Origin of the sequence: Actinomycetospora sp. NBRC 106375 (assembly GCF_030269665.1) — a bacterium.
Lineage (GTDB): Bacteria > Actinomycetota > Actinomycetes > Mycobacteriales > Pseudonocardiaceae > Actinomycetospora.
In genome coordinates this window covers 1-255 of record NZ_BSTS01000097.1, presented here as the reverse complement: position 1 = coordinate 255, position 255 = coordinate 1, and the positions used below count along the sequence as shown (strand labels likewise).

Here is a 255-nt window from a genome sequence, read left to right as displayed (position 1 = left end):
GGGACGTCCTGGGCGCACAGCACCCGGAATGCCACGTCCGTGACGCAGCGCTGCTGGATCTGCCGCGATGAGCGAACCCCGTGGCAATAGGCGTAGATCAACAGGGCGAGCAGCAGGTCGGGGTCGTGGGCCGACCGCCCCGCCCCGATGTTCGGGTGCCGGGCATGCAACTGCGAACGATCCAGCTGGGGCACGATCTCGAGCACCAGCCAGACCAGATGGTCCTCGGGCAGCCATTCACGCATGTCCGGCGGC

At 68.2% G+C, this 255-nt stretch carries 1 protein-coding gene; it reads right to left on the bottom strand.

The genetic code is table 11. The features are described from left to right. A partial coding sequence (locus tag QSK03_RS33030; RefSeq protein ID WP_285660081.1) for a transposase occupies nucleotides 1–255 on the bottom strand: 255 nt, incomplete at both ends.